Origin of the sequence: Streptomyces sp. SID4985 (assembly GCF_009863025.1) — a bacterium.
Classification (GTDB): Bacteria; Actinomycetota; Actinomycetes; order Streptomycetales; family Streptomycetaceae; genus Streptomyces.
Genome location: NZ_WWIR01000079.1, coordinates 1 through 1,805 on the forward strand (window position 1 = coordinate 1; position 1,805 = coordinate 1,805).

The 1,805-nt window shown below is 77.3% G+C and carries 2 protein-coding genes; one reads left to right on the forward strand and one right to left on the reverse strand.

All coding sequences use genetic code 11. The features are described 5' to 3' along the window. A partial coding sequence (locus GTW40_RS03230) for an NPCBM/NEW2 domain-containing protein (protein WP_202485319.1) occupies nucleotides 1–490 on the forward strand: 490 nt, incomplete at its 5' end. Here the strand turns inward: GTW40_RS03230 and GTW40_RS03235 are convergent. Continuing rightward, on the reverse strand, nucleotides 477–1,805 hold a 1,329-nt coding region (locus GTW40_RS03235; protein WP_237525310.1), incomplete at its 5' end, for an asparagine synthase-related protein. The genes GTW40_RS03230 and GTW40_RS03235 overlap by 14 nt on opposite strands.

Consider the following 1,805-nt stretch of genomic DNA (forward strand, 5'->3'; position numbering starts at 1 on the left):
GAAGCCGACGCCCACGCCGAAGCCGACCCCCAAGCCCACCCCGCCGCCCGCGCCCGAGGTCTACGAGACCAACGCGCTGGACTACGACCTGACCGGCGACGGCACCGGGCCCGAGGTGCGCCTCGGCGACAGCAGCTGGGTGTGGCGCCGCTACGGCATGTCGATCGCCGACACGAACTACGCGCGCGGCATCACCGTGCGCGGCGACTCCTCGGTCACCGTGGACCTCAACCGCCCGTGCACGACGTACGACGCCGTGGTCGGGGTGGACGACCTGAACCTCACGCGCGGCAAGGTGTCCTTCTCCGTCTACGCGGACGGGGTCCGGCTGTGGCACTCCCGCGCGGTCGGGGCCGGTGACGCGGCGGTGCCGGTGCATGTGGACCTGACGGGGCGGACGACGGTGCGGCTCGTGGTGGAGCAGCGCGGCCACACCTTCGAGCAGGTGGCCTTCGCGGACTGGGCGCAGTCCCGCTTCACCTGCCGCTAGCGGCTCCGAGGGCGCCCCGCTGCGGGTCGATGCCCGCCGGTACGGCACGGGCGCGGGCCGGGGTGCCGGTCCAGCAGCTGCCCCGGCGGGCGAGCAGGCGGCCGAGCCAGAGTTCGACGGAGACCAGGTCGGCGAGCCCGTCCAGCGGGAGGGGTTCGCCCGCGGCGGCCGAGCGGACGGCCTTGCGGACCACGCGGGCCTCGACCAGGCCCGCGTCCGCGAGCAGCGGGGTGGCGAAGAGGTCCACGAGCGAGTCGGCGGCGACGCGCAGGCCCGTGCGGGCGGCGGCCGCCCCTGCGGCGTGGGAGGGGGCGCCCCAGCCGGGCGGCAGATCGGTGACCCCGGCGCCGTCGAGGACGGTGCGCAGGACGGCGGCGCGGGCGCCGGGCTTGACCCGCAGGGCCTCGGGCAGGGCGCGGCAGGCGCGGACGACCTGGTTGTCGAGGAAGGGCGCGTGCAGCCGCTGGGAGCGGACCTCGGCGGCCTGTTCGAGGACGCGCAGATCGGAGGCGTGCCGGGCGAGGACGGCGGCGGCGCGGAACTCGCCGGGGCGCAGCCCGGGTCCACCGGAGGCGCGGTCCGCCCCGGACTGAAGAAGAACCGATACTTCAGCCAGTGCTTCCCCGGTCAGCCACCGCGCCGCCGGACCGGGTCTCCCCCAGGTCAGCGCGGCGAGGGACGCGCCGACCGCCCCCTTGGGTTCGTCGAAGCCTCGCCGCATCAGCCGCTCGGCCAGTGCCTCCATGCCCGTCCGGTACGGCGTACGGGCCAGCCGCCGGGCCGCGCCGTAGACCCGCGCGGGGACCAGGACCGAGCCGTCGGCGCGGGTGAGGGCGGCGACCGGGCGGACCAGATGGCGCCGTCTGCGGTCGAGCAGCAGATCGGCGAGGCGGGCGGGGTGGGCGTCGAGGACCTGGCGGGCGCCGTGTCCGGTGAAGTGGTCGGCGCTGCCCGCCGCGAGCCGGGCGCGGTGCCGGGCGGCGGTGACCAGGGAGGGGCCGGGTTCGTCGGTGAGCGGTCCGTCGAGGTCGGCGTAGGGGAGGGTGTCCTCGCCGCCGGTGACCACCACGTGGTGCAGGCGGGGGTTGGCCGCGAGGGCTCCGGCGCGTTCGAGTTCGGCCTCGCGGCCGCCGACGGCCAGGTCGTTGAAGGTGACGGCGAGCAGCCGCTCCCCGGCGCCGGTGCCGTGGCCGAGCAGGGTGCCGGGTCTGCCGGGCAGTCCGGCGGCGAGCAGGGCCAGGGTGCCGGAGGCGGGGCCGCCGGAGAGGTCGGCGCCGATGCCGGGCACCGGCATCCCGCGCGCCGCGCGCCGCTC